The organism is Streptomyces thermoviolaceus (assembly GCF_045209695.1).
GTDB classification, from domain to species: Bacteria; Actinomycetota; Actinomycetes; order Streptomycetales; family Streptomycetaceae; genus Streptomyces; species Streptomyces thermoviolaceus.
This window is the reverse complement of record NZ_CP109280.1, coordinates 5,865,619-5,888,856: the sequence shown is the minus strand read 5'-3', so window position 1 is coordinate 5,888,856 and position 23,238 is coordinate 5,865,619. Positions and strand designations below refer to the sequence as shown.

Annotated in this window: 20 protein-coding genes; 9 read left to right on the top strand and 11 right to left on the bottom strand. The window is 72.4% G+C overall.

Going from position 1 to position 23,238, the window contains the following annotated elements; translation table 11 throughout:
- Nucleotides 1-6: 6 nt before the first annotated feature.
- Together OG899_RS25720 and OG899_RS25715 are read right to left on the bottom strand one after the other, a co-directional pair.
- Nucleotides 7-282 (bottom strand): hypothetical protein, encoded by a 276-nt coding sequence (locus OG899_RS25720; protein ID WP_125500710.1) that lies wholly within the window; start codon nt 280-282, stop codon nt 7-9.
- A 273-nt stretch (nt 283-555) separates the two neighbouring features.
- Nucleotides 556-2,673, bottom strand: coding sequence for a SpoIIE family protein phosphatase (locus OG899_RS25715; protein WP_125500709.1), 2,118 nt, complete (start codon nt 2,671-2,673; stop codon nt 556-558).
- A 231-nt stretch (nt 2,674-2,904) separates the two neighbouring features.
- Between OG899_RS25715 and OG899_RS25710 the strand changes: the two genes are divergently transcribed.
- Together OG899_RS25710 and OG899_RS25705 are read left to right on the top strand one after the other, a co-directional pair.
- The gene (locus tag OG899_RS25710) at nt 2,905-4,311 is read left to right on the top strand and encodes an FAD-binding oxidoreductase (RefSeq protein ID WP_168132408.1); all 1,407 of its coding nucleotides are present in this window, start codon (nt 2,905-2,907) and stop codon (nt 4,309-4,311) included.
- Nucleotides 4,312-4,431: 120 nt separating this feature from the next.
- The gene (locus OG899_RS25705) at nt 4,432-5,106 is read left to right on the top strand and encodes a carbonic anhydrase (RefSeq protein ID WP_125500707.1); all 675 of its coding nucleotides are present in this window, start codon (nt 4,432-4,434) and stop codon (nt 5,104-5,106) included.
- A 150-nt stretch (nt 5,107-5,256) separates the two neighbouring features.
- Here OG899_RS25705 and OG899_RS25700 read toward each other — a convergent pair whose 3' ends face one another.
- Complete coding sequence (locus tag OG899_RS25700; RefSeq protein WP_168132409.1) at nt 5,257-5,397, bottom strand: hypothetical protein; 141 nt, start codon at nt 5,395-5,397, stop codon at nt 5,257-5,259.
- A gap of 187 nt (nt 5,398-5,584) precedes the next feature.
- Here OG899_RS25700 and OG899_RS25695 point away from each other — a divergent pair, with 187 nt between their 5' ends.
- Nucleotides 5,585-6,226, top strand: coding sequence for a class I SAM-dependent methyltransferase (locus OG899_RS25695; RefSeq protein WP_229814125.1), 642 nt, complete (start codon nt 5,585-5,587; stop codon nt 6,224-6,226).
- A 122-nt stretch (nt 6,227-6,348) separates the two neighbouring features.
- Here the strand turns inward: OG899_RS25695 and OG899_RS25690 are convergent, their stop codons facing one another.
- Nucleotides 6,349-7,629, bottom strand: coding sequence for a YeeE/YedE family protein (locus OG899_RS25690; protein WP_168132411.1), 1,281 nt, complete (start codon nt 7,627-7,629; stop codon nt 6,349-6,351).
- 597 nt (nt 7,630-8,226) lie between these two features.
- On the opposite strand from OG899_RS25690, the gene OG899_RS25685 reads away from it, so the two are divergent.
- A complete protein-coding gene (locus OG899_RS25685) occupies nt 8,227-8,544 on the top strand; it encodes a beta-Ig-H3/fasciclin (RefSeq protein ID WP_229814575.1) in 318 nt (105 codons plus the stop codon).
- Nucleotides 8,545-8,655: 111 nt separating this feature from the next.
- Here OG899_RS25685 and gap read toward each other — a convergent pair whose 3' ends face one another.
- Nucleotides 8,656-9,660 (bottom strand): type I glyceraldehyde-3-phosphate dehydrogenase, encoded by a 1,005-nt coding sequence (gene gap / locus OG899_RS25680; protein WP_125500823.1) that lies wholly within the window; start codon nt 9,658-9,660, stop codon nt 8,656-8,658.
- 163 nt (nt 9,661-9,823) lie between these two features.
- The gene (locus OG899_RS25675; RefSeq protein ID WP_125500822.1) at nt 9,824-10,783 is read right to left on the bottom strand and encodes a GlxA family transcriptional regulator; all 960 of its coding nucleotides are present in this window, start codon (nt 10,781-10,783) and stop codon (nt 9,824-9,826) included.
- Nucleotides 10,784-11,256: 473 nt separating this feature from the next.
- Here OG899_RS25675 and OG899_RS25670 point away from each other — a divergent pair, with 473 nt between their 5' ends.
- Nucleotides 11,257-11,640, top strand: a complete 384-nt coding sequence (locus OG899_RS25670) for a DUF488 domain-containing protein (protein ID WP_168132413.1) — start codon at nt 11,257-11,259, stop codon at nt 11,638-11,640.
- A gap of 96 nt (nt 11,641-11,736) precedes the next feature.
- Here the strand turns inward: OG899_RS25670 and OG899_RS25665 are convergent, their stop codons facing one another.
- The 4 genes from OG899_RS25665 to OG899_RS25650 all read right to left on the bottom strand — a co-directional run bounded on the left by OG899_RS25665 (nt 11,737) and on the right by OG899_RS25650 (nt 16,719).
- Nucleotides 11,737-14,061 carry an FdhF/YdeP family oxidoreductase gene (locus OG899_RS25665; protein WP_168132414.1) on the bottom strand — a complete coding sequence of 775 codons (2,325 nt, stop codon included), beginning with the start codon at nt 14,059-14,061 and terminating at the stop codon, nt 11,737-11,739.
- A gap of 24 nt (nt 14,062-14,085) precedes the next feature.
- Nucleotides 14,086-14,607 (bottom strand): SRPBCC family protein, encoded by a 522-nt coding sequence (locus OG899_RS25660; protein ID WP_125500753.1) that lies wholly within the window; start codon nt 14,605-14,607, stop codon nt 14,086-14,088.
- A 256-nt stretch (nt 14,608-14,863) separates the two neighbouring features.
- The gene (locus OG899_RS25655) at nt 14,864-15,364 is read right to left on the bottom strand and encodes a transglycosylase SLT domain-containing protein (protein WP_125500754.1); all 501 of its coding nucleotides are present in this window, start codon (nt 15,362-15,364) and stop codon (nt 14,864-14,866) included.
- A 500-nt stretch (nt 15,365-15,864) separates the two neighbouring features.
- The gene (locus tag OG899_RS25650; protein WP_168132415.1) at nt 15,865-16,719 is read right to left on the bottom strand and encodes a DMT family transporter; all 855 of its coding nucleotides are present in this window, start codon (nt 16,717-16,719) and stop codon (nt 15,865-15,867) included.
- Nucleotides 16,720-16,915: 196 nt separating this feature from the next.
- Between OG899_RS25650 and OG899_RS25645 the strand changes: the two genes are divergently transcribed.
- On the top strand, nt 16,916-18,394 hold the full coding sequence (locus OG899_RS25645; protein WP_406311176.1) for a glutamate--cysteine ligase: 1,479 nt from the start codon (nt 16,916-16,918) through the stop codon (nt 18,392-18,394).
- Between the two features lie 52 nt (nt 18,395-18,446).
- On the opposite strand, the gene OG899_RS25640 is transcribed toward OG899_RS25645, so the two are convergent.
- Nucleotides 18,447-19,166 (bottom strand): TetR/AcrR family transcriptional regulator, encoded by a 720-nt coding sequence (locus OG899_RS25640; protein WP_125500757.1) that lies wholly within the window; start codon nt 19,164-19,166, stop codon nt 18,447-18,449.
- Nucleotides 19,167-19,353: 187 nt separating this feature from the next.
- On the opposite strand from OG899_RS25640, the gene OG899_RS25635 reads away from it, so the two are divergent.
- From OG899_RS25635 to OG899_RS25625, 3 genes are all read left to right on the top strand, one after another.
- Nucleotides 19,354-20,943 carry an acyl-CoA carboxylase subunit beta gene (locus OG899_RS25635; protein WP_406311175.1) on the top strand — a complete coding sequence of 530 codons (1,590 nt, stop codon included), beginning with the start codon at nt 19,354-19,356 and terminating at the stop codon, nt 20,941-20,943.
- Nucleotides 20,940-21,152: an acyl-CoA carboxylase epsilon subunit gene (locus OG899_RS25630; protein ID WP_406311174.1), complete on the top strand. Its 213-nt coding sequence runs from the start codon at nt 20,940-20,942 to the stop codon at nt 21,150-21,152. Before OG899_RS25635 ends, OG899_RS25630 begins: the two co-directional genes overlap by 4 nt.
- Before the next feature lie 139 nt (nt 21,153-21,291).
- Nucleotides 21,292-23,064 carry an acetyl/propionyl/methylcrotonyl-CoA carboxylase subunit alpha gene (locus OG899_RS25625; RefSeq protein WP_406311199.1) on the top strand — a complete coding sequence of 591 codons (1,773 nt, stop codon included), beginning with the start codon at nt 21,292-21,294 and terminating at the stop codon, nt 23,062-23,064.
- Nucleotides 23,065-23,238: the final 174 nt, after the last annotated feature.

Here is a 23,238-nt window from a genome sequence, read left to right as displayed (position 1 = left end):
GCGGGGTCAGAAGGGGCGGGCCGGCATCAGCGTGGGGCGGCCGTCGACGAAGGCGACGCAGCAGGGCTCATCGGGGCCGAGCGTGATGTCCACCCTGACCGGCACCGGCGGGTCGGTGGGCAGTTCGCCTCGGATCAGCAGGGCGCGGGTGCCGTGAGCCTCCGCGCGACCGGTCTCCTTGCCGTCGATGAGCAGCTCGGCCGTCCCGTGCCGGCCGCAGTCGAGGTTGACCGTGACCGAGTGCCCCCTGACGTCCAGGTGGAAGTGGTGGATCGGACCCATCGCGTGTCCCTCCCCCAGCGGTCAGGCGGTCGGAAGGCCGCAGGCCGGTGCCGGGGCGTGCGTACGTGTGTCCATTGTCCGACGTCACTTCCGTCCGGCGTCGCTCCTGTCCGGCGTCGCTTCCGTGCGCGCAGCCGGCCGGCAGCGGGGTCCGGGGAGTGCTTCTGACACCCGGGGCGCGCTCGGGGGGGGCATCGAGGCGCGCTCCGGGCACCGAGAGTGACCGACGCACGCCGCCGCGCCCACCGGGCGGTGCCTGCGGTCCCCCGGTGTCTACGGGCCGTCCATGATCGTGGCGGTCATCTCGAACCACACCGACTTGCCGCGGCCGCTGGGCGAGTTGCCCCAGGCGGATGCCATCGCCTCCACGATGACGAGTCCGCGACCGTGCTCCGCGTCGATGTCGCCCTGCTCGGTGACCGTGATGGGAGCGGGCAGGGGCGGTCGGGGATCGCAGTCGCGCACTTCGACCCGGATGCGGTCGGGGTATTCGCGCAGCCGGACGTCGACGTCGCTGTCGGCGTGCAGCAGGGCGTTGGTGACCAGCTCGGTGGCCAGCAGTTCCACCTCGTAGGAGACCCCCCTCCAGCCCCACAGCCGCAGCTTCTCGTGCAGGAAGGCCCGCACCTCCCGCACGCCCTGCAGGTCGTGGCGCGGGACGGACATCCGGCTCACGCGGCGGTGTGCGCCCGGCAGCGCCCCGTCGTAGCGGGCGAGCAGCAGGGCCGCGTCGTCCTCCCGCGTCCGGCCCGACCCTTCCCCCGTGATGCCGAGCAGCCGGGTGGCGAGCTGCTCCAGGCGCAGTTCGTCGGCCTCGGCCAGCAGACGGCACAGGGCGTCGGTCCCGGCGACCAGATCGGTGTCGCGGGAGTGGATCAGCCCGTCGGTGTAGAGGGCGAGGAGGGTGCCGGGAGGCAGGATCACTTCCTCGGAGTGGTACACGGCGTCGGGGACCACGCCGAGCGGCAGGCCCGGCTCCGGGGCCGCCACCTCGATGGTGCCGTCGGGCAGGCGCAGCAGCGGGCTCGGGTGGCCGGCGCGGGAGATCTCGGCGGTTCCGGCGGCCCGGTCGAGCCAGATGCAGGTGCAGGTGACGAACAGTTCCGTGCCCAGTTCGGCCAGCAGCCGGTTGGTCCGGCCGAGCACATCGGCGGGTCCGTGCCCTTCGGTGGCGTAGGCGCGCACGGCGCTGCGGATCTGTCCCATGACCGCCGCGCCGGCCGGGCTGTGTCCCTCGACGTCTCCGATGACCAGCCCCACGTTCTTGTCAGGGAGAGTGAGGACGTCGTACCAGTCACCGCCCACATCGGTTCCCGGCGCCGGCACGTAGCGGGCCGCGGTGTCCAGTTCCTCGAGGTGGGGCAGCATGTGGGGCAGCAGTCCCTGCTGCAGTCTGCGCACCACGGTGTGTTCGGTCTCGAAGTGGCGTGCGCGGTCGAGGGACTGGGCGAGCAGGCCGGTCATGGAGACCAGGACCGCCCGGTTCTCGGCGGTGAAGCGGCGCGGGTGGTCGAACCCCAGGACGAACATGCCGGTGACGTGGTGCTCACTGATCAGCGGCAGCAGTGCGCAGGCCCGCAGGCCGTCGCCGAGGGCGCCGAGGTGCGCCGCCGCCAGATCCGTCTCGTTCTCCAGGAACAGCGGCTCCGCCGGCGTGGGGACCGAGACGTTCCGGGTGATCTCCGGTGGGTAGCCCGTGTATCCGAGGACCCGCTGCCGGCCGTCCTCCAGGACGCAGACCAGCATGGTCTGGGCGTCGAAGGGCGCCATGATGCGGTGCACCACGGTCTCGATGACGTCCTGCGGCCGCACCGCCCGGGTCAGCGCGGACGCCGTCTTCTGGAAGTCGTACAGGAACGACACATCGGTGCCGAGGGCGTCGCCGGTCGCCGGGAGCAGGAAGCACGGCACCGAGGCCGGGCGGGCCCGGGCGTAGTGCTGCCGGGCGATGTCCAGGTCCTGCGCCATCGCCTGAGCCCATCCGCAGCACCGGTTCTTGTCCTCGGGCAGAAGCTGGCGGGGCCCCAGCGGGGGCACCCACAGCAGGGTCAGCACGCCCACCGTGTCCCCGGACATCGCCACCGGCGTCGAGGCGACCGTGTACGGGAAGGGCATCGTCACATCGGCGGCCGAGGGGGCCGACAGGGTTTCGGGGCTGGAGCCGATGATCTGCCGTCCGGTCCGGTACGCGATCGCCGGGGTGTACCGCTCGTGGTCCACGCCGATGCGTTCCAGCGCGGTGTAGAGGGAGACCGGCAGACCCACGATCGTCACCGCGCTCAGCAGGCGCCCGTCGTCGGCGGGCACGTAGGCGATGCCGGTACTGGCGTGCAGGTCCTGCACGGCGCGTCGCAGCGCCGCGGCCAGCCGGCTGTGATCGTTGTCGCTCACCACGGTGCTCCTGATGCGAGCGGAGGACGACCGGCGTCGTGCGGTCCAACCTCAAGGTAAGCACGTCCGGGCGGGCGGCGGCACGAGAAGGTCCACCACGAGCGGGTGCGGGAGCGGGGTGTGCCGGGAGGCCGGCCGGCCCGGGGCACCGGTGTGCGGTGCGTCACCCGGGCAGACCGGGGGCGTCGGGGCCCTGTCCCGTGGGTGGTGCTCCGTCTAGCGTGAGCTGTCATGCGCGATGAATCGATCACCCGTGCCCTCACCGAGCGGCTGGAGGGCGAGCTGCCGGCCGGGCGGCTGTCGACGGACCCGGCAGTGACCGCCGGCTATGCCCACGACGAGGCCGAGTGGGCGCCGTACGGCACGCCCCTCGCCCTCGTCCGTCCGCGGACCGCCGCGGAGGTGCAGTCCGTGGTGCGGGCCTGCCGGGACTTCGCGGTGCCGATCGTCACCCGGGGCGCGGGCACCGGCCTGTCCGGCGGCGCCAACGCGGTCGACGGCTGTGTCGTGCTGTCCACCGAGACGATGACGACCATCAAGACGATCGACCCGCTGGAGCGGCTTGCGGTGGTGGAGCCGGGCGTGGTCAACGATCATCTGCGGGCCGCCTGCGCCGAGCAGGGGCTGTGGTACCCGCCGGATCCGGCCAGCGCGCCCTGGTCGACGATCGGCGGCAACGTGGCGACCAACGCGGGCGGTCTGTGCTGTGTGAAGTACGGCGTCACCCGGGACTACGTGCTGGGCCTGGAGTTCGTCACCGCGGCCGGTGAGCTGGTCCGGGTCGGCCGCCGTACCGCCAAGGGCGTGGCCGGCTACGACCTGACCGCACTGATGGTGGGCTCGGAGGGCACCCTGGGGGTGATCACCGAGGTGACGCTGCGGCTGCGGCCGCGCCGGTTGCCCGAGCACACCGTGGCCGGGTACTTCTCCTCGACGGTGGACGCGGGCCGTGCCGTGGCCGCGGTGGGCGCCGCGGGGCTGACCCCGTCGGCGCTGGAGCTGGTCGACCGGCACTGTCTCGCGGCGGTGGACGCGTGGAAGAACATGGGCCTGTCGACCGAGGCCGACGTGGTGCTGCTGGGCCGCACCGACGCCCCGGGCCCCGCCGGGGAGGAGGAGGCGGAGGCCATGCGGCGCTGCTTCGCCGAGGCCGGTGCCACCTACGCCGTCCGTTCCACCGACCAGCAGGAGGCCGACGCCCTGTTCGAGGCCCGCCGTCTGGCCTATCCGGCGCTGGAGCGGCTCGGTCCGGTGCTGACGGAGGACGTGTGCGTGCCCAAGGCCGCGGTGCCGGAGATGCTGGGACGCATCGACGCGATCGCGGCCCGGCACGAGACCATGATCGCGAACATCGCGCACGCCGGTGACGGCAATCTGCACCCGCTGCTGATCACTCCTCCCGGAGACGAAGAGGCCAGGAAGCGGGCGCAGGCCGCGTTCCACGACATCATCGCCGAGGCCCTGGCGCTGGGCGGCACGGTCACCGGGGAGCACGGGGTGGGCCTGCTCAAGCGGAAGGGTCTGGCCGACGAGCTGGGCCCGGAGGTGATGGCGCTGAACCGGGCGATCAAGGACGCGCTGGACCCGGAGCACCTGTTCAACCCGGGCAAGGTGGTGGCCCTGCACACCGGGAACTGACAGGGCGGACCGGGTCCGGCGGGCGTGTTCGGTCCCGGCGGCCGGACCTGCACGGACGACCGCCGGGGCGGCGCCGGACGCGCCGATGCGCGAGGTCATGACGTTCCGTAGGCTTCGTTCATGACCTCGACGCCTCCCTCGACGACGCCGCCCTCCCCGACGCCGCCTCCTCCGACGCCGCGCCAAGCCTTCGACCTGCTGATGGCCGGCAATCGGCGCTTCGTCAACGGCACCCCCGAGCACCCCAACCAGGATGCCGCGCGCCGCACCGAGACAGCGCCGGTGCAGCGTCCCTTCGCGGTGCTGTTCGGCTGTTCCGACTCCCGGCTCGCCGCCGAGATCATCTTCGACCGCGGCCTGGGCGACCTGTTCGTGGTGCGGACCGCGGGCCACGTCATGGGGCCTGAGGTGCTGGGCAGCATCGAGTACGGCGTGGAGCTGCTCGGCTGTCCGCTGGTGGTGGTGCTGGGGCACGACTCGTGCGGCGCGGTCGCGGCGACCCGGGCCGCCGTCATGGACGGCACGACGGCCGGCGGGTATGTGCGGGACGTGATCGAGCGGGTCACTCCGAGCGTGCTGGTCTCCCGTGCCGCCGGCCACACCGAGGACTCCGACTTCATAGCGGAGCATGTGCGCCGGTCCGTGGATCTGCTGCTGGACCGCTCCCGTGCCCTGGCCGACGCGGTCGAGGCCGGCCGTGCCGCCGTGGTGGGCCTGTCCTACCGGCTGATCGACGGCACCGCCCACCTGGTCACGACCCGGGGTCTGGAGCCGGCCACCGACGCCGCGGTGTGAGACGGCCGACGACGCGGACCGGGGCCGGCGCGCCGTCGCCCCGCACGGCATGTGCGCCGTCTCCCGCACGACGCGCGTGCCGTCGCCCACTGTGACACGTGCGTACGTGAGGCTCCGTCCGGGGACGGAGCCTCACGTACGGCAGGGCTGTCACGGTTCGCCGGTGCGGTGGCCGTTCGAGTCCGTGTCGTCGTCGGCTGCGGAACGCGGGAAGAGAAGTTCCTCGAGTGCGGTCGTGCCGAAGAGCAGCGCCATCGCAAGAGCCGGCACGAGCAGGGCGAGCAGGATCACAGCACCTCCCCAAGGTCGGCCTGTGGGACCTGTCCGGGTCGCATTCAGGATGCCGCCGAATGGCGTACCTCGCATGTCGAGCCGGCCCCTCGGCCTGCCGGGACACGACCCGCGGCACATGAGGCCGCGCGGGAAGGGCAGGCACGAGGAAGGAGCGGCCGGCGGGAGCGGTGCGGGAGGAGCGACGGTGACCGATCGGGACGCACGGTCGCAGGCGGCGGCCGTCTTCGACGCTCTGGGGATCCGGTACGAGCAGGCCTTCGCGCGCTCCGCGGCCCACCGCGCGTCGCTGGACCGGCTGTCGGCGCACCTCGGCCCGCACAGCCGGGTCCTGGACGTGGGCAGCGGGACGGGGCGGCCCACCGCGGCCACGCTCGCCGCGGCGGGACACGAGGTGCTGGGCGTCGACGTGTCACCGGTGATGGTCGAGCTGGCGGCGCGGCAGGTGCCGCAGGCCTCCTTCCGGTGCGCCGACATCCGCGACCTGCCGCTCGACGAGGGCTCCTTCGACGCGGTGTGCGTCTACTTCGCTCTGCTGCAGATGTCCCGCCGCGATCAACAGGCCGTCGTGCGACGTCTGGTGCGGGCCGTGCGGCCGTCCGGCATCGTGGTGCTGGCCACCGTCCCGCTCGACGTGGACCGGGCCGAGGGGGTCTTCCTGGGGCAACCGGTGCGGGTGACCAGCTTCGCCGAGGAGGACTTCGTCCGCATGGCCACCGCCGCGGGGCTCACGGTCGTGTCGCGGCAGAGCCATCTGTTCACCCCCGCGGCTCCCGGTGCGACGCCCGAGCCCCATCTGTTCCTGCACTGCCGGCGGACGGCCGGCTGAGCGCGGGATGGCCGGGGACCGTCCCGGCCGCCGCCCCGGCGAACAGCGAGAACGCCCGGTGTCCCTGGGGACACCGGGCGCTTCGACGGTATCGACCGGTGCGGCCGGTCAGGCCGGTTCGTTCAGCAGACGCTGTCGGTCGGCTTGGGGTTGCCGAGGCCGAACAGCGGGCGCAGCCGCAGGCCCGCCCAGGTGCCGACGAGGGCGCAGGCGCCCCAGATCCAGCCGTGCAGCGACCCGGAGGCGATGCCCGCCAGGTAGGCACCGATGTTGCAGCCGCCGGCCATCCGGGCGCCGATACCCATCAGGACGCCGCCCAGCACGGAAGCGACGGCGGTGCGCCACGGGATGGACCGGTGCAGCACCCACACACCGCCCGCCGACGCGGCGAGCGCGGCGCCGATGACGATGCCGATGTCGGTGAGGCTGGTCTTGTCCGCGAGCACCGGCCCGGACAGCTGTGCGGCGCTGCCCGGCCGCTGCCAGAACTCCCAGGTCTCCGGCGAGGCACCGAGCCACCCGGCGATCTTGGAGCCCCACAGCGCGAAGGCGCTGGTGATGCCCCAGGCACCACCGGAGACCAGCAGCACGCCGGCGCCCAGCACCGACAGGACCACGGCGCCGACGGCCAGCGGCCAGGAACCGCGGACGGTGCGGGCCAGCGCCCCGCGTGCGGAGGGCGGGGCGGCAACCGGCGGCGGGTTGCGCCGGGCCTGCACCCGGCGGGTCACCCACCAGATCACGGCCAGTGCGGCCACGGTGACGAGCCACGAGCCGAACCAGCCGATGTGGTCGGCCAGGACGTAGGAGTCGAAGGCGGGCAGGTCGCCCCACAGGCCGTACTGCCAGGCCGCGAGGGTGGAGCCGACGATGAAGCCGATCAGGGTGAGCAGCACCGCGCCGTGCCCGGAGCCGACGGAGAACAGGGTGCCGGAGGCGCAGGCACCGCCGAGCTGCATGCCGACGGCGAAGACGAAGGAGCCGACGATCAGGCCGACGCCGATCGCGCCGCCGCTGGGCTGCGGCACCGAGCCGAACAGACCGGTGCCGGTGCCGATGATCAGGGCGAAGAGCGTGGCGGTGGTGCCCAGCAGCAGGGTGTGGGCGCGCAGGCCGGTGCCGTTGCCGACGGCGATGAGCTGCCGCCAGGCCGAGGTGAAGCCGAAACGGGAGTGGAACAGGGCGAAGCCCAGCCCCAGGCCGAGCAGCAGGAGCACGCCGGGCCGGGCGCCGTGCTCGGCGAAGACGTACGCGGCCAGCGCCGCGCCGATCACGGCGGCGACGGCCAGCGGCACCCACCGGACGGCGGGGGCGGCCGGCGCCTGGGGCGCGGGACGGCTGGTGGGGGCGGGGGCGAGCAGGGCAGCGCGCGGGGGCGCGCCCGCAGGCGGGACGGTGGTCAACGGGGATCTCCGGGGACGGACGACGGCGTCGGACGGTCGGGCGGCGGCGAGGACCTCCTGAGCCCTGCGGTCCCCCATGCTTCAGCAGGGCAGGACGGGCTCGGAGGCGGGCCCGGCGTGGGGCCCGGCTCGCGTCAGCGGCGACAGAGGGCGTCGTCGACGCTCCAGCAGGTGGCTGCGAAGAGCACCATGACGAGGCCGCGGGCAGGTCCGAACATGTCCGGAAGCGTACGACGAGATGAGCATGCACCGTACAGGTGTCTCGCATGCCGAGAGATTCGTCTCATCAACCGCTCCGGCTCGGTCGGGTCCGCCTCCGTCGCACGGCGTGGTGAGGCGCATCAGCGCCCCGGGCCAGGGGCGCCGGCGCGGTGCTCCCCCGTCCCGTCCCGGCGTCAGGGAAAGGGGCGTTCGTGCAGGTCAGCGCCGTGGTGTCCCTACTGATAGCCCTGTGTCCCCGCATCCGCTCCCCGGGCGGTCGGCCGTGGGCAGGCTGAGGCCGCGGGCAGTCGGCCGACGGCCCGCCGGGCGAGGCAGCCGCCGTGGTTGCCGGTCCGGTGATCTCCACCACGCACAGGACGAGGAGGAACCATGGGCATGCGTGCAGCAGGTGTCGCCGCGGCGACGGCGGCCGTTCTCGGAGGTGCGCTCGTCGCGACCGCCCCGGCGGCGTCCGCGGCCCCCGCCGCGCCCGCGGCCGGCGGCACCGCACCGGCCTGCATCGGCCGGTACGTGACGAACACCCCCGAGGGCTTCGACGTGCATCTGACCAACAACTGCGGCAAGACCATGCGGGTCCAGGTCGTCGTCAAGTACGCCGGCGACAGCCCTTGCTACAAGCTGGCGGCCGGAGCGAGCAAGCTGTACATCTATGAAGGCGTCCTCGGTCGGTACGACCGGACCGCCGTGTGCTGACGCCGACCGGCCTGTTGCACCGTGTGCGGCGCCCGGGCAGGCGCACGGGCCCGGGCGCCGCGCCGTCCGGCCCCGCAGGGAGGCTGCGGGCCGGGACGGGCAGCGGTCGGTTCAGTTCATGGACGACGCGAGGAGTCCCAGGGTGTCGACCACCCGGTTGGAGAAGCCCCACTCGTTGTCGTACCAGGCCACGACCTTCACATGCCGTCCGTCGACCCGGGTGAGGGCCGAGTCGAAGACCGACGAGGCCGGGTTGCCCACGATGTCGGAGGAGACGAGCGGGTCCTCGGAGTATTCGAGGATGCCGGCGAGCGGCCCGTCGGCTGCGGCGCGGTAGGCCCGCAGCACCTCCTCGCGGCTCACGTCGCGGGCGACGGTGGTGTTGAGCTCGACGACGGAGCCGACCGGGACGGGCACCCGGATGGAGTCGCCCGACAGCTTGCCGTCCAGGTTCGGCAGCACCAGGCCGATCGCCTTGGCCGCGCCGGTGGTGGTCGGCACGATGTTGACGCCGGCGGCGCGGGCGCGGCGGGGGTCGCGGTGCGGCCCGTCCTGCAGGTTCTGCTCCTGGGTGTAGGCGTGCACCGTGGTCATGAAGCCGTGCTCGATGCCGGCGAGGTCGTCGAGGACGGCGGCCAGCGGCGCGAGCGCGTTGGTGGTGCAGGAGGCGTTGGAGACGACGGTGTGCAGCCGCGGGTCGTAGGCGCCGGTGTTGACGCCGTAGGCGATCGTGACGTCGGCGCCGTCCGACGGGGCTCCGACCAGCACTTTCTTCGCACCCGCGTCCAGGTGGGCGCGGGCTGCCTCGGCAGCGGTGAAGCGGCCGGTGGCCTCCAGCACGATGTCGACGCCGAGGTCCGCCCAGGGCAGCCGGCCCGGCTCGCGCTCGGCGAGCACCTGGATGCGGCGGCCGTCGACGACGAGCGTGTCGCCGTCGACCTCCACCGGGCGGCCGAGCCGTCCGGCGGTGGTGTCGAAGGAGAGCAGCCGCGCCAGGGTGGCCGGGTCGGCGAGGTCGTTGACGGCGACGATCTCCAGCGTGCTGTTCCGCTCCAGCAGGGCGCGGAGCACATTGCGGCCGATGCGGCCGAAGCCGTTGATGGCGATGCGGGTCATGTCTGTCCCTTCTGTTCTCGCCCCACCAGGGTGGCGAGCGGGAACACGGCGGGACAGCGGCGCCATCGCCACGGTTCACAAGGATCCCGCCAGGCCCTGCGGCGCACGGCGAGCCGTGGCAGACGGGGCCGGAGGCGGTACGGGACACCACCGGGCGGCGGGACTACCGACCGCGGGTGAAGGTGCGGCGGTACTCGCTCGGTGTGGTGCCGAGAATGCGCTGGAAGTGCAGCCGCAGATTCGCTCCGGTGCCCAGGCCGACGTCGGAGGCGATCTGCTCGACGCTGCGCTGGGAGCGTTCCAGCAGTTCCCGGGCCACGTCGATCCGGGCACGCAGCACCCACTGCATCGGCGTGTACCCGGTGTCCTCGACGAAGCGCCGCGACAGGGTGCGCTCCGACACGCCTGCGTGGCGGGCGAGGTCCTCCAGGGTGAGGCGTGCGTGGAGCCGGTGCAGCGCCCACTCGCGGGTGGCGGCGAATCGCTCCCCCAGCGGCTCGGGCACGCTGCGCGGCACGTACTGTGCCTGGCCGCCGCTGCGGTAGGGGGCCGCGACCAGGCGCCGGGCGGCGTGATGGGAGGCGGCCACGCCCAGGTCCGCGCGCACGATGTGCAGGCACAGGTCGATCCCGGAGGCGGCACCGGCCGAGGTCAGCACGCTGCCCTCGTCCACGAACAGCACGTTCTCGTCGACCCGGATCCTCGGGTGCTTCTCCGCGAGCGCCCGGGTGTAGTGCCAGTGGGTCGTGGCGCGCCGGCCGTCGAGCAGTCCCGTGGCCGCCAGGGCGAAGGCACCCGTGGAGATGGCCGCGAGGCGCACGCCCCGGTCGTGGGCGGCGAGCAGCGCCTCCACCACGGCCGGCGGCGGTTCCTCCCGGTCGGGGAAGCGGTAGCCGGGCACGAAGACGATCTCGGCCCACTCCAGCGCCTCCAGACCGTGGGCCACGGTGTACGACAGCCCGTCACCACCGGTGACCAGGCCGGGCTCGGCGCCGCAGACCCGGACCTCGTAGGGCATGCTGGCCCGGGTGCTGAACACCTGGGCGGGGATGCCCACGTCGAGCGGTTTGGCGCCTTCGAGCACGAGGACGGCGACACGGGTCAGGCGGCGGGAGGGCGGCACGAGCACCAGGGTACGGAAGCCCGGGTGGGCACCGACCTGGGCGGGGAGTCCGGTTGCCCGAGTCGGTGGAACTCGTGGACTGACACTCGTGGACGCCACCGGTCCTGCACCGTGAGATCGCTGGTCGCGCACTCCGCTCGCCGCGCGTGCGGGGATGGACCCTCCTCCCCCGCGTCCAGCAGCGCGCGGACCTCCTGCTCCCCGCGCCTGCGGGGATGGACCCTTGTGACGTTCCCGCACCTCCGGCGACCTCCCCACCCCCGCCGGCACAGTTCCCCGGATCGCAGCCGGGCGGAAGGCTCGGGTGATCGTCCGTTCGCCGGGCCCCCGGCCGGGTGCCACCATGAAGGGACCGACGCCCGGCGCACCGGCACCCGGCCGTCCGGAACGGCGCGCCAGGGACGTCGAGCACGGCGTGGCGACTGTGGGGTGACCATCGCCGCCCCGGTCGGCGAACCGACGGAAGGGCTGCCATGGCAGGACCGATCACCTACCGCAGGATCTACGAGGGCGTCTCGCCCCAGGACGGCACTCGGCTGCTCGTCGACCGGCTGTGGCCGCGCGGGGTGAGCAAGGAGGATGCCCACGTGGACGAGTGGCTGCGCGACGTCGCGCCCTCCACCGAGCTGCGGCGCTGGTACGGTCACGACCCGGAGCGCTTCACGGAGTTCCGCCGCCGCTACCGGGCCGAGCTGGACGATCCCGAACACCGGCAGGCCGTCGCGCGGGTGCGCGACCTGGCGGCCCGCGGCAAGGTCACACTGCTGACGGCCACCAAGGACGTCGACCGCAGCGGGGCAGCCGTCCTCGCCGAGTGGCTGAACCAGGCGGTACGCCGACGCCGACAGCACGCCTGAGCCGGTTCCCTGCGGGGACAGCGCGCAGCACGTCCACCGCACCCCGGCGCACGACGCGTCACCGGAAACGGAAACGCCCCGCGCACCCACCCCTCCTCACACCGAAGCCGACGCCCCCTGCCCCGCAGTCCCCCGTGCAACCGTGGGTTCCAGGCGGACCACGACGGCCTTGGACGTGGGCTGGTTGCTGATGTCGGCCACGCTGTCGAGGGGCACCAGGACCTGGGTCTCCGGGTAGTAGGCGGCGGCGCAGCCCCGGCTCGTCGGGTAGGGCACCACCGTGAAGTCGTCCGCGCGGCGTTCGATGCCGTCGCTCCACACGCCGACGAGGTCGACGTGCTGTCCCTCGGTCAGCCCCAGGTTCTTCACGTCGTCCGGATTGACGAGCACCACCCGACGGCTGCCGTGGATGCCGCGATAGCGGTCGTTCGGGGTGTAGGGGATGGTGTTCCACTGGTCGTGCGAGCGCAGCGTCTGCAGCAGCAGGTGGCCGTCGGGCACGTGGGGTGCCTCGGGGGTGTTGCGGGTGAACAGGGCCTTGCCGACGGCGGTGCGGAACACGCCCTCGTTGACCGGGTTGGGCAGCTGGATGCCGCCGGGGCGGACCACCCTGCGGTTGAAGTCGTGCAGGCCGGGCACGATGCGGCCGATCCGCTCGCGGATCGTGCCGTAGTCGGCCTCGAACCGCTCCCAGGGGACGTCCACCGTGTCGCCGAGGGTGCGCCGGGCCAGCCGGCACAGGATGGCGACCTCGCTGAGCAGCAGCGGGGAGGCCGGCTCGAGCCGTCCGCGGGAGGTGTGCACCTCGCTCATCGAGTTCTCCACGGTGACGAACTGCTCCCCGCCGGCCTGGACGTCGCGTTCGGTGCGGCCCAGGGTCGGCAGGATCAGCGCGGTCCGCCCGCAGACGAGGTGCGACCTGTTCAGTTTCGTGGAGATGTGCGCGGTCAGGCGGCAGGTGCGCACGGCGGCCTCGGTGACGTCGGTGTCGGGTGCGGCCCGGACGAAGTTCCCGGCCAGTCCGAGGAACACCTTGACGCGGCCCTCGCGCATCGCGCGGATGGCGTTCACCGAGTCGAGCCCGTGGGCGCGGGGCGGGTCGAAGCCGAACTCGCGCTGCAGCGCGTCCAGGAAGGAGTCGGGCATCCGCTCCCAGATGCCCATGGTGCGGTCGCCCTGCACGTTGCTGTGGCCGCGCACCGGGCAGGCACCGGTTCCCGCCCGGCCGACGTTGCCCCGCAGCAGCAAGAAGTTGACGATCTCCCGGATGGTGGCCACGCCGTTCTTGTGCTGGGTGATGCCCATGGCCCAGCACACGACGATGCGCCGGCTGCGCAGGACGTCGTCGCGGACCTGCTCGATCTCCGTCCGGGTCAGTCCGGTCGCGGCGAGCACGTCGTCCCAGGACAGGGTGCGCGCATGGGCGGCGAACTCCTCGAAGCCGCTGGTGTTGGCGCGGATGAACTCGTGGTCGAGCACCTGCCCGGGCCGGGCGTCCTCGGCCTGGAGCAGCAGCAGGTTCAAAGCCTGGAACAGCGCCAGGTCGCCGCCGACGCGGATCTGCAGGAACCGGTCGGCGATCGGCACGCCGCGGCCGATCACCCCGCGTGGCTTCTGCGGGTTCTTGAATCTCAGCAGGCCGGCTTCGGGCAGCGGGTTGACGGCGATGATGCGGGCGCCGTTGCGTTTGGCCTGCTCCAGTGCGGACAGCTGCCGCGGGTGGTTGCTCCCGGGGTTCTGCCCCACCAGGAAGATCAGGTCGGCGTGATGGATGTCGTGCAGGCTGACCGTTCCCTTGCCGGTCCCCAGCGTCTCGTGCAGGGCGAATCCGCTGGACTCGTGGCACATGTTGGAGCAGTCGGGCAGATTGTTGGTGCCGAAGGCGCGGGCGAAGAGCTGCAGTACGAACGCGGCCTCGCTGCTGGCCCGGCCCGAGGTGTAGAACACGGCCTCGTCGGGCGAGTCCAGGGCGTTCAGCTCGCCGGCGAGCAGGCCGAAGGCGTCGTTCCAGCTGATCGGCTCGTAGTGGTCAAAGTCCGGCCGTTTCACCATGGGCCGGGTGAGCCGGCCCTGCTGGTTGAGCCACAGGTCGGAGCGCCGGCTCAGTTCGGAGACGGAGTGCTCGCGGAAGAAGTCGGCAGTGATCCGGCGGGTGGTGGCCTCGTCGTTGATGTGCTTGGCGCCGTTCTCGCAGTACTCGTTGCGGTGCCGGTGGCCCGGCGACGGGTCGGCCCAGGCGCAGCCGGGGCAGTCGATGCCGTCGACCTGGTTCATGGTCAGCAGGTCCACCCCGGCCTTGAGCGGGGAGGTCTGCTGCAGCGAGTACTCCAGGGCGTGCACCACGGCGGGGACTCCGGCGGCCCAGGTGCGGGGCGGAGTCACACTGAGCTGGTCCTGAGGCTCCTCGTCCGGTTTCTTCATCGGTGCTGCCTCTCGCCTGTGCCCTCAGCCGACCGGCCAGCCGGCCACCCGGCTCCTCGGCGGTTCCGCCTGCCGCGCGTGCACATGTCCGCCGCGAATGGTCTCCCGCCAGGAGCCGCCCGCCTGGCCCATGCCCTCGATGTACTCCTTGAAGCGCCTCAGTTCCGCCCGCACGACACCCCGGATCAGCCCGGGTACGGCGGCGACCGCACCGGCGAGGCCGCGCGGCCGCAGGTCCAGCCGCACCTCGACCGTCGTCCCGCCGCCGTCCGCGGTGGGCCGGAACGTCACCCGTCCCTCATGGGACGGGGTGCACCCGAGACTGCGCCAGGAGACATGGGAATCGGGCTCCTGCTCGACGATCTCCGCCTCGAACTCGCGGCACACCGGCCCTTTGCCGACGACCCATGTGGTGATGTTGGGTTTGACCTGTTCGACCCGCTTCACCAGGGCCATGAAGCGCGGGAAGCTCTTGAACTGCGTCCACTGGTCGTACGCGGTCCGCACCGGGACGGCGATGTCGATCGTTTCCTCGATGGTGATCATGGTCCACCCGCTTCCGGGGCCTGCCGCCTCCCAGTGTCACCGCCCGGACCCGGGGCCGCCACACGGACACCGCCGCCGGTCGTGCACGCGGGTGTCTTTCGCCGGACGGCGGAAGAGAGCGGAGGAGAAGGGAAGGCCGGGCGGGACGGCACGGTCGCGTGACCGGGCAGGCGGCCGGACAACGAGCCGCGCCCGCTCCTCGGCCCTCGAAGGGGCTGCGGAGCGGGCGCGCGGCTGGTGGTGTGCGAGAGCCTGATCAGTAGGCCGAGTTGACGTTGTCGATCGAACCGTAGCGGTGAGCCGCGTAGTTGGCGGCGGCGGTGATGTTCGCGACCGGGTCGGTGATGTTGTGCGAGGTGCCCGGCACGTGGTACGCGTTGAAGGTGGGCTGGATCACCTGCAGCAGGCCCTTGGAGGGGATGCCCTTCTTCGCGTTGATGTCCCAGTTGTTCTGGGCGTTGGGGTTGCCGGAGGACTCCCGCATGATGTTGCGGTGCAGGCCCTCGTAGCTGCCGGGGATGCCCTTGGCCTTCATGATGGCGAGGGACTGCTTGATCCAGCCGTCGAGGTTGTTCGCGTACCCGCCCTTGCCGGTCTCGGTCTGGATCTGCTGCGCGGCAGGGGCCTTGACGGGCTCGGCGGCCTGAGCGGTGGCCGGGGTGAGGGTCAGGGCGGCGGCTGCGGCGCCGGTGGTGGCCAGACCGGTCACGGCGAGGGTGCGCAGGCGGGCGAAGCGGGTACGGGTGCGGATCGTCATGCGGGAAAGATCTCCGGTGTGGGGGGTCGTCGTCGTGGCACCTGCCGTGGTGCGGCGGGTGTCGGGGCGGCGGTGCCTCGGTGCTGCGATCCGGGCGCCCGGGGCGGCCGCTGGTGAGCGGTGAGCCCGTCCGGTGCTCGGCGCAACGACAGCCATCCTGGGAAGTGCCTCGGTACCGGAGCAAGAGTGTGACGCACTACCCGCTTACGGAGATATGTCCGGTATGCACAGATAGATCGGCGTATACGCTGTTCAGGCGCTTCGCCTCGCTACGACCGGGCATAGGACGTGATCTGTCTCCTATGGGTGGCATCACATCCTGACCCCCGTGGACGCCTGGAAAAGGGCCCGTGGCTCACCCGGGGAGGGCCCCTTCCACACGCCGTGACTCCGTCGCCGGCCGACGCCGCACCGGCCGCGGCGGCACACCGCCGAACGGATGCTCGGTACCGGCACGACCACTCGCCGCCGGAAACGACCGCTCGCCGTGCCGGAAACCATCACTCGCCGCCGGACTCGGTGCGTGCCAGCGCGAAGATCCCCACACACACCAGTGCGACGCCCGCCAGCATCGGCAGCAGCCACCAGCCGACCCGCACATGCTCCTCGTACACGAGCACTCCGAGCAGGAAGCTCACCACGGCGTCCCCGAGGGTCAGGGCGGGCTGGGAGGCGATGAGCGGGCCGCCCTGCAGGGCGTGCTCCAGCAGGAGCATGGCGCACACCCCGCACGCACCGAAGCCGTACGTCTGCCACGACGTGAGGAACGCGCCGAGGCCGCCCTCGGCCAGGATGTGCACGGCGGTCTTCATCAGCCCGGCCGTCAGCGCGAAGAAGATCGCGGTGGCCGTACCGAGACAGGCGGCCCGGGTCCGGCCCTGCGGCCTGCTCAACCCCACCGCACCGAGCGCGACCGCGGCGCCCACGCCGACGGCCAGGACGGGCACCCAACGGTCCAGCGGCACATGCGTACGGTTGCCGCTGGGGGCGGCGGACAGCAGCGCCAGGCCCAGCCCGGCGACCACGACGAACAGCTTCAGCAGCAGCGCGGCGGACGGCCGGTGATGCTGCCACAGCGCAGCGATCAGCAGGGCCAGCGGCAGCTCCAGCACGAACAGCGGCTGGACGAGGGAGATCGGGCCGGTCGCCAGCGCGAGCGCCTGCCACACACCGGCGGCGACCACGGTCAGCACGCCGGCCACCCACACGGGACGGCGGAGCAGACGGAGCAGCAGCCCGGGGGCGAAACCCCGGGACTGCGGCACGGTCAGCGCGGCCCGGCGCTGCAACACGGTGGCCAGTGCATTGCTCAGGGCAGCCAGCAGAGCGAACAACGTCGGCAGGACGAATTCCATGGCCCCATCCTTGGCCCGGAGGCCCGCTGGTCCGGCGGGCGACACGACGAGCCCACCCTCCGTCCCGTCCGGTCCACTGTGCCCTCGTCCGGTGCGCCGCGTCCTCGTCTGGTCCGCCGCGCCCGCTGATGCGACGCTGGTAGTGCACCGGTGCCGGTCATGCACAGGTGCCGAAGGACGGTGACCGGGAGGGCCGATGGGACGCGACGTCCCGGCGCTGGTCTTCACCCGCGAGGACCGCCGCCGGTACCGGATCAAGATGCAGAAATGCCTCGACGCCTTCGCGCAGATGCTGCGCACGTCCCGCTTCGAGTCCGAGCGCCCCCAGGTGGGACTGGAGATCGAACTCAACCTCGCCGACGACCGGGCGGAACCGGCGATGCGCAATCTCGACGTGCTGGAGGCGATCGCGGATCCCGCCTGGTCCACGGAGCTGGGGCGGTTCAATCTGGAGATCAACATCCCGCCCCGCCGTCTGACGGCCGGCGGCCCCGACGCCTGGGAGGCCGAGATCCGTGCCGCGCTCAACCACGCGGAGGACCGTGCGGCCGCGACCGGCGCCCACCTGATCATGATCGGTATCCTGCCGACCCTGCGCCAGGAGGACGTCGGCGAGGGGGCGCTGTCGGAGAATCCGCGCTATCACCTGCTCAACGACCAGGTGTTCGCCGCCCGCGGGGAGGACCTGCGCATCGACATCGACGGCACCGACCGGCTGCGCATCTGGGCGGACACCATCACGCCGGAGGCCGCGTGCACCAGCACCCAGTTCCATCTGCAGGTCTCCCCGGAGGAGTTCGCCGCCTACTGGAACGCGGCGCAGGCGATCGCCGGGGTGCAGGTGGCGCTGGCGGCCAACTCGCCGTTCCTGTTCGGCAAGGAGCTGTGGGACGAGACCCGCATCCCGCTGTTCGAGCAGGCCACCGACACCCGGCCGCAGGAGATCAAGGTGCAGGGGGTGCGGCCCCGGGTGTGGTTCGGCGAGCGGTGGATCAACAGCGTCTTCGACCTGTTCGAGGAGAACCTGCGCTACTTCCCGGCGCTGCTGCCGCTGTGCGACGACGAGGACCCCGAGAAGACGCTGGACAGCGGTGACATCCCCCAGCTGGGCGAGCTGACCCTGCACAACGGCACCATCTACCGCTGGAACCGGCCGGTGTACGCGGTCGCCCAGGACAAGCCTCACCTGCGGGTGGAGAACCGGGTCCTGCCCGCCGGTCCCACCGTCGCCGACACCCTCGCCAACGGCGCGTTCTACTACGGCCTGACCCGCGCCCTGGTGGAGGAGGAGCGGCCGGTGTGGTCGCGGATGTCCTTCCAAGCCGCCGAGGACAATCTGCACACGGCGGCCCGGCACGGCATCGACGCGCAGCTGTACTGGCCCGGGGTGGGCGAGGTGCCGGTGCAGGAACTGGTCCTGCGCCGTCTGCTGCCGCTGGCGCACCGGGGCCTGGAACGCTCGGGCATGGACGCGGCGTGGCGCGAGCCGCTGCTCGGCGTCATCGAGCAGCGGTGCGTCACCGGCCGGAACGGGGCGGTGTGGCAGAAGGAGATGTTCCACCACCTCGACTCGGCCACCCGGGCGAGCCGCCACGAGGTCCTGCGGCGCACGACGGAGCTGTACGTGGAGTACATGCATCTCAACGCGCCGGTCCACACCTGGCCGGTCGACTGACCGGTACGGCCGGCCGGGTGCGGGCCTGCCCGTTCCGCGCCGGGCAGGCCGGTCAGGACGCGCCGGGCCGCCGCCCTGCCGTTCCCGCGGACGCCTCGGCGCCGCCCTCGACGAGCCGTCGCAGCGCGGGCAGCAGCGTGTCGAGGTCCTGGCCGGTGCGGAAGGCGACGACGGTGGTGCCGCCCCGGCCGGTGTCCTCCCCGGCGGGTGCGGGGAACAGCGACAGCACCTCGGACATGGCCTCGTCCACTTCGGCCACCGGGTCCGCGGACTCGCCGCGCAGCCAGCGGCGCAGCACATGGTTGTGGGCGGCGACCACGGCAGCCGCCATGATCTCGGCCCGCAGCGACGCCGCCTCGGTGGGGTCGCCCATCCACTCCGCGATGAACTCGCGGAACAGCCGCTGGTACCGGGCCACGCTGGCGATCTCCCGGTCCCGCAGGGCGGACACCCTGCTGGTGAGCGCGTACCGCCGGCGGGCGAGGTCGCCCTCCTCGATGTAGTGCATCAGCACCAGCCGGACCGCGTCGGAGACGGCGACCAGGGCGGTGCGATGGCTGGAGGTGGCCAGCCGGTCCCGGATCAGTTCGAGCAGCCGGTCGTGGTCGGGGAAGATGACCGCTTCCTTGGACCGGAAGTGCCGGAAGAAGGTCGTGCGCCCCACGCCGGCCCGTTCGGCGATGTCGTCGATGGTCGTCTGCTCGTACCCGCGCTCGTCGAAGAGGGCGAAGGCCGCGTCCGCGAGCCTGATCCGTGCCGGTGGCTTGCTCATGGGGCCTCATCTTTCCTTGTCACGGTGCCCGGAGACCACTTGCCCAGCCTGCTGGTACTGAGTACCGTTGCACCGATATCTAGTACCAGCGGTGCCGTGCGTCCCGGGGCGTACGCGCCGACCGCGCCGCGCGGGCGGGGCGGCACCGCACCCTGGTCCGACCGTCGACCCGCGGGTGGAGCGAGCAGTGAACGACGACATCGACGTCCGTACGACCGCGGGCAAGCTCGCGGATCTGGAGCGGCGGATCCAGGAGGCGACCCATGCCGGTTCCGAGCGTGCGGTGGAGAAGCAGCACGCGAAGGGGAAGCTGACCGCGCGGGAGCGGATCGCGCTGCTGCTGGACGAGGGCTCGTTCGTGGAGCTGGACGAGTTCGCCCGGCACCGCTCCACTCATTTCGGGCTGGAGCACAACCGGCCCTACGGCGACGGCGTGGTCACCGGCTACGGCACCGTCGACGGCCGCCCGGTCGCGGTGTTCTCCCAGGACTTCACCGTCTTCGGCGGCGCCCTCGGCGAGGTGTACGGGCAGAAGATCGCCAAGGTGATGGACTTCGCGCTGAAGACCGGCTGCCCGGTCATCGGCATCAACGACTCCGGCGGCGCCCGCATCCAGGAAGGCGTCGCCTCGCTCGGCGCCTACGGCGAGATCTTCCGCCGCAACACCCACGCCTCCGGCGTCATCCCGCAGATCTCCCTGGTGGTCGGCCCGTGCGCGGGCGGCGCGGTGTACTCACCCGCGATCACCGACTTCACGATCATGGTCGACCAGACCAGTCACATGTTCATCACCGGCCCGGACGTGATCAAGACCGTCACCGGGGAGGACGTCGGGTTCGAGGAGCTGGGCGGGGCCCGCACCCACAACACCGCCTCCGGCGTGGCCCACCACATGGCCGCGGACGAGAAGGACGCCGTCGAGTACGTCAAGCAGCTGCTGTCCTACCTGCCGTCGAACAACCTGTCCGAGCCGCCCGCCTACCCCGAGCCGGCCGACCTGACGGTCACCGCGGAGGACCTGGAGCTGGACACGCTGGTCCCGGACAGCGCGAACCAGCCCTACGACATGCACACCGTCGTCGAGCACGTCCTGGACGACGGCGAGTTCTTCGAGACCCAGCCGCTGTTCGCGCCGAACATCCTCACCGGGTTCGGGCGGGTGGAGGGCCACCCGGTGGGGATCGTGGCCAACCAGCCGCTGCAGTTCGCCGGCTGCCTGGACATCGACGCCTCGGAGAAGGCGGCACGGTTCGTGCGGACCTGCGACGCGTTCAACCTGCCGGTGCTCACCTTCGTCGACGTCCCCGGGTTCCTGCCCGGGGTCGGGCAGGAACACGACGGCATCATCCGCCGCGGCGCGAAACTGATCTACGCCTACGCCGAGGCCACCGTGCCGCTGATCACGGTGATCACCCGCAAGGCGTTCGGCGGCGCCTACGACGTGATGGGCTCCAAGCACCTGGGCGCGGATGTGAACCTGGCCTGGCCGACCGCGCAGATCGCGGTCATGGGCGCCCAGGGCGCGGTGAACATCCTGCACCGGCGCACCCTGGCCGAGGCCGAGGCGAACGGCGAGGACGTCGAGGCGGTACGCGCCCGGCTCGTCCGCGAGTACGAGGACACCCTCCTCAACCCCTACATCGCCGCCGAACGCGGTTACATCGACGCCGTCATCGCCCCCTCCGAGACGCGTTCCCACATCGTCCGCGGCCTGCGTCACCTGCGCACCAAACGGGAAACCCTTCCCCCCAAGAAGCACGGCAACATCCCCCTGTGAGGAACGCTGTGATCAAGGTCGTCCGAGGCAACCCGACCCCCGAGGAGCTCGCCGCCGCCCTGGCGGTGCTCGGCCTCGCCCAGGCGCAGGAGCGCCCCGGGCCCGCCCGTCCGTCGTTCGCCGGTGCCTGGAACGCGCGGTGGCGCCTGCTGGGCGCACCGTCCGGTTTCGGCCCCGCCGGCTGGCGCGCCTCCGCCCTTCCCCGCTGACACACCCGATCGGAGAGACCATGAACACCGTCCACGAGGCGACGCGCCGCGCCGCCTCCGCGCCGGCACCCCACGGTGCGCACGCGGACAGCCGAGGGATCCGGGAGACCGCCAGCCCGGCGACCCTGGAGGCGGCATGCTGACCAAGGTGCTGATCGCCAATCGTGGCGAAATCGCTGTCCGCGTGGCCCGGGCGTGCCGGGACGCCGGGATCGCGAGTGTGGCCGTGTACGCCGATCCGGACCGGGACGCGCTGCACGTCCGTGCCGCGGATGAGGCCTACGCCCTGGGCGGTGACACCCCGGCCACGAGCTACCTCGACGTCGAGAAGGTGCTGAAGGCCGCGAAGGAGTCCGGCGCCGACGCGATCCACCCCGGCTACGGCTTCCTCTCCGAGAACGCCGACTTCGCGCAGGCCGTCCTGGACGCGGGCCTGATCTGGATCGGCCCGCCCCCGCAGGCCATCCGCGACCTGGGCGACAAGGTCGCCGCCCGCCGTATCGCCCAGCGCGCCGGCGCTCCCCTGGCCGCGGGCACCCCGGACCCGGTCTCCGGCGCGGACGAGGTCGTCGCCTTCGCCCGCGAGTACGGCCTGCCGATCGCGATCAAGGCCGCCTTCGGCGGCGGCGGCCGCGGCCTGAAGGTCGCCCGCACCCTGGAGGAGATCCCCGAGCTGTACGACTCCGCCGTCCGCGAGGCCGTGGCCGCCTTCGGCCGCGGGGAATGCTTCGTCGAGCGCTACCTCGACCGCCCCCGCCACGTCGAGACCCAGTGCCTGGCCGACAAGCACGGCAACGTCGTCGTGGTCTCCACCCGCGACTGCTCCCTGCAGCGCCGCCACCAGAAACTCGTCGAAGAAGCCCCCGCCCCCTTCCTGACCGACGAGCAGACCGCCGAGCTGTACCGCGCCTCCAAGGCCATCCTCAAGGAAGCCGGCTACGAAGGCGCCGGCACCTGCGAATTCCTCATCGGCCAGGACGGCACCATCTCCTTCCTCGAGGTCAACACCCGCCTGCAGGTCGAACACCCCGTCACCGAGGAAGTCGCCGGCATCGACCTCGTCCGCGAGATGTTCCGCATCGCCGACGGCGAGGAACTCGGCTACGACGACCCCCCGCTGCGCGGCCACTCGATCGAGTTCCGCATCAACGGCGAGGACCCCGGCCGCAACTTCCTGCCCGCCCCCGGCACCGTCACCCGCTTCGCCCCGCCCACCGGCCCCGGCGTCCGCCTGGACACCGGCGTCGAGACCGGCAGCGTCATCGGCCCCGCCTGGGACTCCCTCCTCGCCAAGCTCATCATCACCGGCCGCACCCGCACCGAAGCCCTCCAGCGCGCCGCCCGCGCCCTGAACGAGTTCCAGATCGAGGGCATGGCCACCGCCCTGCCCTTCCACCGCAAGATCGTCACCGACCCCGCCTTCGCCCCCGAGATCCACGGCCAGGAAGGCCCCTTCACGGTCCACACCCGCTGGATCGAGACCGAGTTCACCAACGACATCCCGGCCTTCACCACCCCCGCCGACACCGACACCGACGACGACACCGGCCGCGAGACCGTCGTCGTCGAGGTCGGCGGCAAGCGCCTGGAGGTCTCCCTGCCCGCCTCCCTGGGCATGTCCCTGGCCCGCACCGGCCTCGCCGCCGGCGCCAAGCCCAAACGCCGCGCCGCCCGCAAGACCGGCCCCGTCGCCACCGGCGACACCCTCGCCTCCCCCATGCAGGGCACCATCGTCAAGGTCGCCGTCGAGGACGGCCAGCAGGTCCAGGCCGGCGACCTCGTCGTCGTCCTCGAGGCCATGAAGATGGAACAACCCATCAACGCCCACAAAGCCGGCACCATCAAAGGCCTGACCGCCCAGGTCGGCGCCTCCATCACCTCCGGCGCCCCCATCTGCGAGATCACCGGCTGACCGTCCACGACCGGCACACCCGCCGGGAGCGGCACCTTCTCCCGGCGGCCTCCGCACCGCACACGGGCGTCCCCCGTGTGCGGTGCGGCGCTCGGGTGACCTTTCGCGGTGCGGGTGTGTGCCCTTGGGCGGTGCGGGCCCGTCCGGGACACGGGTGCGTGACCTCCTGGGGTG